Source organism: Rhizobacter sp. P3_B12 (genome assembly GCF_056402895.1).
Genome location: NZ_JBFUGN010000254.1, coordinates 1 through 7,105 on the forward strand (window position 1 = coordinate 1; position 7,105 = coordinate 7,105).

5 protein-coding genes are annotated in these 7,105 nt (G+C 68.8%); all 5 read right to left on the reverse strand.

The features are described 5' to 3' along the window. Nucleotides 1-1,506, reverse strand: a 1,506-nt coding sequence (locus tag AC1D01_RS15065; RefSeq protein WP_477867547.1) for a methyl-accepting chemotaxis protein, incomplete at its 3' end; no start/stop codon positions are given. 65 nt (nucleotides 1,507-1,571) lie between these two features. Further along, nucleotides 1,572-3,506 carry a methyl-accepting chemotaxis protein gene (locus AC1D01_RS15070; RefSeq protein ID WP_477867549.1) on the reverse strand — a complete coding sequence of 645 codons (1,935 nt, stop codon included), beginning with the start codon at nucleotides 3,504-3,506 and terminating at the stop codon, nucleotides 1,572-1,574. A gap of 39 nt (nucleotides 3,507-3,545) precedes the next feature. Continuing rightward, nucleotides 3,546-4,061 carry a chemotaxis protein CheW gene (locus AC1D01_RS15075; RefSeq protein ID WP_477867551.1) on the reverse strand — a complete coding sequence of 172 codons (516 nt, stop codon included), beginning with the start codon at nucleotides 4,059-4,061 and terminating at the stop codon, nucleotides 3,546-3,548. A gap of 117 nt (nucleotides 4,062-4,178) precedes the next feature. Beyond that, entirely contained in the window at nucleotides 4,179-5,996 is a 1,818-nt protein-coding gene (locus tag AC1D01_RS15080; protein ID WP_477867553.1) for a methyl-accepting chemotaxis protein, read from the reverse strand. Beyond that, on the reverse strand, nucleotides 5,993-7,105 hold a 1,113-nt coding region (locus AC1D01_RS15085), incomplete at its 5' end, for a methyl-accepting chemotaxis protein (protein WP_477867555.1). The genes AC1D01_RS15085 and AC1D01_RS15080, both read right to left, overlap by 4 nt.

Sequence of the window (7,105 nt, forward strand, 5' to 3'; positions counted from 1 at the left end):
GCGTTGGGCCTGGTCGCGCAGGCTCTCGGCGGCGGCGGCCGATTCCTCGACCAGCGCGGCGTTCTGCTGCGTCATCTGGTCGAGTTGAGTGACTGCCGTGTTGATCTGGCCGATGCCGTCGCTCTGCTCGGACGAGGCGGCGGTGATCTCGCCGATGATGTCCGAGACGCGCTGCACCGAGCCGACGATCTCCTGCATCGTCTGGCCGGCGTCGGCCACCAGGCGCGAGCCGGCATCCACCCGCTCGACGCTCGCGCCGATCAGGCTCTTGATTTCCTTCGCGGCGTCGGCCGAGCGGCCGGCCAGGCTGCGCACCTCGCTGGCGACGACCGCGAAGCCGCGGCCCTGCTCGCCGGCACGGGCCGCTTCGACCGCGGCGTTCAGTGCCAGGATGTTGGTCTGGAAGGCGATGCCGTCGATCACGCCGATGATGTCGGCGATCTTCTTCGAGCTGGCATTGATCTCGTTCATCGTCGTGACGACCTGCGAGACCACCGAGCCGCCGCGTGCCGCGACTTCAGCGGCCGACGACGCGAGCTGGTTGGCCTGGCGGGCCGAATCGGCGCTCTGCTTGACGGTGCCGGTCAACTGCTCCATTGACGACGCGGCCTGCTGCAGGTTGCTCGCCGTCTGCTCGGTGCGGGCGCTCAGGTCCTGGTTGCCGGTGGCGATCTCGGTGCTGGCGGTCGAGATGCTGTCGGTGCTCTGGCGCACCTGGCCGACCAGGCGGCCGAGCGATTCCTGCATCGTCTTCAGCGACTGCAGCAGCTCGGCGGCTTCGTCCTGGCCCTGCACGTGGATGTGCTGCGTCAGGTCGCCGGCGCTGATGGCGCGGGCAATCTGCTGGGCCTGCGCGATCGGCTTCGTGACCGAGCGGGTCACGCGCCAGGCCAGCAGCGCGGCCAGCAGCATCGCGCCGGCGCCGCCCAGGCCGAGCGCGAGCATGCCGACGAAGCCGGCGCTGTCCGCCCGCTCCTTGGTGGCCGTCATGCTGTCGCGCTGGCCCTGGATGAGCTTCTCGACGCTGTCGCTGTAGGCCCTGGATGCAGGGAACAGCTTGTCCATCACCTCGGCGGTGACGTCCTCGCCGGCTTCCTTGCGCTTGAGCAGGCTGTTGCGCAGGCCCTGGTAGGCGTCGCGCTGCACGTTCACCGCCTCCAGCAGCCGCTTGTCGGCGTCCGAGGTGGCGATCTCCTGCATGCGCTTCAGGCGCTCGGTCTGCGCGGTCACGACGTCCTTCATCTCGGCGCGCACGCGGGTCTTGATCTGTTCGTCGTTCGCGAAGAACACCACCCAGTTGCGGGCGGTGTTAGACTCGATCGCGCGGCCCCAGCGCTCGGACAGCGAGAGCTTCTCGGAATCGAGCGTGCCGAGCTGCTCCGACAAGGTGCGCATCGTCGAGATGCGATCGAGGCCGAAACCGACAGCCGCGGCGCACAGCAGTGCGATCGAACCGAACCCGACCGCGAGACGCGGACCCAGGCGCATGGCAGACAGCGAGAACATCGCGAACTTCCCTTCTTGTTGGAGCCGCCTCCCAGGCGGCCTGTCGATCGTTCGGAGTGCAGGCCTCAGGCCTGCTGGAGACGGAAACTGCCGACTGCTTGCGCGAGCCGTGCCGCCTGGTCCTTCAGGCTTTCAGCGGCTGCCGTGGACTGTTCGACCAGCGCGGCGTTCTGCTGCGTCATCTGGTCGAGCTGGTTGACGGACTGGTTGACCTGGCCGATGCCATCGCTCTGCTCGGCGGCGGCGGTGCTGATCTCGCCGATGATGTCGCTGACGCGCTGCACCGAGCCGACGATCTCGCTCATGGTCTTGCCCGCATCGGCCACCAGGCGCGAACCGGCTTCGACGCGGTCGACGCTGGCGCCGATCAGGCCCTTGATCTCCTTGGCGGCGTCGGCGCTGCGCTGCGCGAGGCTGCGCACTTCGCTGGCGACGACCGCGAAGCCGCGGCCCTGTTCGCCGGCGCGCGCCGCTTCAACGGCGGCGTTCAGCGCCAGGATGTTGGTCTGGAAGGCGATGCCGTCGATCACGCCGATGATGTCGGCGATCTTCTTCGAACTGGCATTGATCTCGTCCATCGTGGTCACGACCTGCGAGACCACCGAGCCGCCGCGTGCCGCGACCTCGGCGGCCGACGAGGCCAGCTGGTTGGCCTGGCGGGCCGAGTCGGCGCTCTGCTTGACGGTGCCGGTGATCTGCTCCATCGACGAGGCCGCGCGCTGCAGGTTGCTCGCCGTCTGTTCGGTGCGGGCGCTCAGGTCCTGGTTGCCGGTCGCGATCTCGCTGCTGGCGGTCGTGATCGAGTCGACCGAGCTGCGCACCGAGCCGATCATCTGCTGGAAGCGCTGGCGCATGCCTTCGACATTGCGGATCAGCTCGCCGATCTCGTCGCGCTGCGCGCTGTGGCAGGGCTGCGTCAGGTCGCCGGCCGCCAGCACCGTGACGGCGCGCGACAGCTCCTGCAGCGGGCGGCCGACCCAGCGCCGCATCATCAGGAACAGCCCGCCGCCGAGCAGCAGCGCGGCGATGCCGAGCAGCGTCGCGAACGGCACGATGGTGGCCCAGTGGGTCTTCATCGCCTCGCTGTCCGACACCTCGGACACCACCCACTGGTTGCCGGCCTTGGCCTTGCGCAGCACGGCCCAGTGGTCGTCGTGCTTGGTCTCGAGCACGGCCCCGCCGTCCTTCGCCCAGCCGCCAGGGGCGGTCTCGAGGCGGGCCAGCAACGCCTTGGCGTCCGGATAGGTCTCCAGCACCTTCTTGCCCTTGGCGCTCGGGTGCACGACGAAGACGGCCTCTTCGGGCGACTTCTTCGGGTCGATCACGTAGACGCCGCCGCTGTCGAAGAAGCGGATGTCGCTCGCGAGCTTGTCGATCGCCGCCTGGAAGGCGGAGGTGTCGAAGCCGATGAACAGGATGCCGATGACCTTGCCGCCGGCGTCCTTGATCGGCTCGTAGCGGGTCATGTAGGGCGTGCCGAACAGCACCGCGCGGCCGGTGTAGGTCTGGCCGGCCATCATCAGGTCATGGGCCGGGTGGCTCGCGCCGAGCATGGTGCCGACGGCGCGCTCGCCGTTTTCCTTCTTCAGCGAGGTGGTGATGCGCTGGAAGTCGTCGCCCTTGCGGGCGAACACGGTGGCCACGCCGCCGCTTTGCTGCGCGAACTCGTCCACCTGCGCGAAGTTGCCGTTCAGCGGCGTGTCGCCGACCTTCAGCGTGGTGCTCGCCTCGTCCAGCGTGAAGGGCTGCTTGAACTCGTTCTTGAAGTTGGCGAAGAACTTCTCGACCAGCACGCGCGAGGTCATGTCGAACGCGTCGATCGAATCGGCGACCGATTGCGTCTTGTCGGCCACCCAGGTGACGATGCGCTCGCGCGAGCGGTCGGCCGCCACCAGGCTCATCGTGGCGCAGATCGCAAACAGGACCACCGACAGGCTCAGCGCCCCGATGATCGAAACCTTGCGCGCGACCGAGCCGCGGCTGTCAAGCGCCGTGTTCATGAAATCCTTGGAGAGAGAAGAGAGGAAAGCCGGGAAACCTCAGGGGCTGTCGATCAGGCCCATCTCGGCGCTGGCCATCAGCGCCTCGATGTCCATCAGGATCAGCATGCGGTCGTTGACGCTGGAGATGCCGGTGATGAAGCTGGTGTCGACGGCGGAGGCCATCTCGGGGGCCGGCTTGATCGAATCGCGCGAGAGCTCGAGCACGTCGCTGACCGAGTCGACGACGGCACCGACGACACGGCCGCGCACGTTCAGCACGATGACGACGGTGAAGCTGTTGTAGTCGTTGGAGTCGCAGCCGAGCTTCAGGCGCAGGTCGACGATCGGGACGATGACGCCGCGCAGGTTGACCACGCCCTTGATGAAGGCGGGGGCGTTGGCGATGCGGGTGGGCGCCTCGTAGGAGCGGATCTCCTGCACTTTCAGGATGTCGATGCCGTATTCCTCGGCGCCGAGGCGGAAGGTGAGGAACTCGCCGCCGGACTGGGCGGCGGTGGCCGCGCGGGCGGCTTCGTGCCGGGCCACGTGGGAGGCTTCGTGGATCATGTCCATGGTGGGTCCTGTCAGGTGCGGAAGACTGCGTTGCCGTCACTATCGGCGCCGCCGGGATGAACTGAAGGGTGGATCAGCGCGTCCCGGGCCGGCCAGATCGGCGGGTCGGAAGGTTTGTCAGAAGGTTTCCCAGTCGTCGCTGGGGGCGGTGGTGGCGAAGGCCGGGCCCGCCACGGGGGCGGGCGCCGGGCTCGGGGCGGTGGCTGCGACTTTCGTCACGACCGGGGCCGGTTTCGCGAGCGGCGATGCCGGAGTTGCCGCGGGGGACCTGGCCTTGGTGACCGGCGTGGCCGTCGCAAGTGCCGGCTTGGCCGTCACGACCGGCTTCGGTGCGGACACGGCGGCCGGCGCGGGCGCCGCATGGATGCCGTGGCTGTCGAGCCGGAAGGTCGCGACGACCGACGCGAGGCGCTGCGCCTGATCGCGCAGGCTCTCGGCGGCGGCGGCCGATTCCTCGACCAGCGCGGCATTCTGTTGCGTCATCTGGTCGAGCTGCGTCACGGCGGTGTTGACCTGCCCGATGCCATCGCTCTGTTCCGACGACGCGGCGGTGATCTCGCCGATGATGTCGCTGACGCGCTGCACCGAGCCGACGATCTCCTGCATCGTCTTGCCGGCGTCCGCCACCAGGCGCGATCCGGAATCCACTTTCTCGACCGAGGCGCCGATCAGCGCCTTGATCTCGCGGGCGGCCTGCGCGCTGCGCTGGGCCAGGCTGCGCACCTCGCCGGCGACGACCGCGAAGCCGCGGCCTTGTTCACCGGCACGGGCCGCTTCGACCGCGGCGTTCAGCGCCAGGATGTTGGTCTGGAAGGCGATGCCGTCGATCACGCCGATGATGTCGCTGATCTTCTTCGACGATGCATTGATCTCGTCCATCGTGGTCACGACCTGCGAGACCACCGAGCCGCCGCGGGCTGCCACTTCAGCGGCCGACGAGGCGAGTTGATTGGCCTGGCGGGCCGAATCGGCGCTCTGCTTGACGGTGCCGGTCAGCTGCTCCATCGACGAGGCGGCCTGCTGCAGGTTCGACGCCGTCTGCTCGGTGCGGGCGCTCAGGTCCTGGTTGCCGGTCGCGATCTCGGCGCTGGCGGTCGAGATGCTGTCGGTCGAGTTGCGCACCTGGCCGACCAGCGCGCGCAGCGACTCCTGCATGTTCGACAAGGCCTGCATCAGCTGCGTCGATTCGTCGCGGCCGCTCAGCGTGATCTGGTTGGTCAGGTCGCCGCGCGCGATCGACGCGGCCAGCGTCTGCGCCTCGGTCATCGGGCGGCAGATGCTCTGCATGTTGACCAGCGTGGCGGGCACGACGATCAGGATCGCGATGCCCAGCGCCACCGCGAACAGCACGACGGTCTGGCGCGTCATCGTCTGGCGCTCGGCCTCGGCCTGCGAGCCTTCGGCGCCCAGTGACTTCTGCAGGTCGGCGGCCGATTTCTCGGCGGCAGCGATCGCTTCCTTGGCGCGGCCCATCACCCGGTTCGCCACCGTGGCCGAGTCGTAGCCGCTGTTCTCCAGCTGCTTGATCACCGGGGCCATCGCGGTCGCGTAGGTGCCGAGTTCGGCTTCCATGCGCTTGGCCAGCGCCGTGCTGTCGTCGGGCGTACCGTCCTGCAGCTTCTTCAGCTGGGTGATCACCCGCTCGCGTGCCGCCGTCCACTGCCCGCTGAAGCGCGTGACTTCCTCGGACTTCTCGTAGTTGACGATCATTTCCTTCTCGGCCAGGCGCATCTCGCCGAGCGCGGTGCGCAACGCGGCCAGCGTGTTGGTGTCGGCGAACGAGCTGGTCATGAAGGCGGTGCTCTGCGCCTGCATGCGCAGCAGCCCGGTCAGGCCGGCGCCGCCGACCAGTGCGAGCAGGGCCAGCACGATGGCGATCGCGCCGATCATGCGGGTGCGGATCGTGAATTGACGCATCAGGTGGGTGAGGTTCATGAGCGCTCTCCGGCGAGCTGGAAGTTGTTGACGATGCTGCGCAGCCGTGCCGCCTGGTCTTTCAGGCTTTCCGCGGCGGCTGCCGACTCCTCCACCAGTGCCGCGTTCTGCTGCGTCATCTGGTCGAGCTGGGTGACGGATCCGTTCACCTGGCCGATGCCTTCGCTCTGCTCGGCGGCGGCGGCGGTGATCTCGCTGATGATGTCGGTCACGCGCTGGACCGAGCCGACGATCTCGTTCATCGTCTGGCCGGCGTCGGCCACCAGGCGCGAACCGGAATCGACCTTCTCGACCGAGGCGCCGATCAGCGCCTTGATCTCTTTCGCCGCCTGCGCGCTGCGCTGCGCGAGGCTGCGCACTTCGCTGGCGACGACCGCGAAGCCGCGGCCCTGTTCGCCGGCGCGTGCCGCTTCGACGGCGGCGTTCAGCGCGAGGATGTTGGTCTGGAACGCGATGCCGTCGATGACGCCGATGATGTCGGCGATCTTCTTCGAGCTGGCATTGATCTCGTCCATCGTGGTCACGACCTGCGCGACGACCGAGCCGCCGCGCGCCGCGACTTCAGCGGCCGACGAGGCCAGCTGGTTGGCCTGGCGGGCCGACTCGGCGCTCTGCTTGACGGTGCCGGTCAGCTGGTCCATCGACGAGGCGGTCTGCTGCAGGTTGCTCGCCGCCTGTTCGGTGCGGTGGCTCAGGTCCTGGTTGCCGGTCGCGATCTCGGCGCTGGCGTTCTCGATCGACGACGACGATTCGAGCACCGTCGCGAGCGAGCGGCTGAGCTGTTGCGTCATGCGGTCGAGCGCGTGCATCAGGTCGCCGAGTTCGTCCGTGCGGTCGCTGCGCGCGTCGATCGCCAGGTTGCCGCCGGCCACCTGGTCGGCGACGCGGGCGGCGCGGCTCAGCTCGCCGACGATGCGGCGCTGCATCAGCCAGGCCACGCCGACCGTCGCGGCGGCGGCCAGCAGGCCGAGCGMGCCCAGCAGCAGGCTGGTGCGGCGCGAGCGGGCGGCGGAGCCGTCCATCGACGCCGACGACTGCCGGTCCATGCGGGCGACCATGCCGCCCATGCCCTTGGCGAGGGCGCCGAAGCTCTCGTCGGCGCCCTGCAT